Below are 228 nucleotides of genomic sequence, written 5' to 3'. Positions count from 1 at the left end.
ATGCCTACTCCAGTACCCACTCACACCTGACGGCGAGTATGGGCGTGGCGACCATGTCCTCTTCCCAACCATTAAGCGCGGATGACCTGCTTAGCCAAGCTGACCAACAGCTTTATTTAGCCAAGCGACGCGGACGCAACCGCATTGAGATACACGAACGCCCGGCGTAGCCAGGCGTTCGTGAAGGCATCAATAGGCGCTGCGTTACAGCAACCAGTGAGCAATAAC

General features: G+C 56.1%; 1 protein-coding gene. It reads left to right on the top strand.

All coding sequences use genetic code 11. The annotated features are described in order from the left end of the window. The coding region (locus R0J92_RS27605) for a diguanylate cyclase (RefSeq protein ID WP_411054026.1) at positions 1 to 170 on the top strand (170 nt) is incomplete at its 5' end. Positions 171 to 228: the final 58 nt, after the last annotated feature.

The organism is Tritonibacter sp. SIMBA_163 (assembly GCF_046535935.1).
Taxonomy (GTDB): domain Bacteria; phylum Pseudomonadota; class Alphaproteobacteria; order Rhodobacterales; family Rhodobacteraceae; genus Epibacterium; species Epibacterium scottomollicae.
This window is presented reverse-complemented; position numbering and strand designations above follow the sequence as displayed.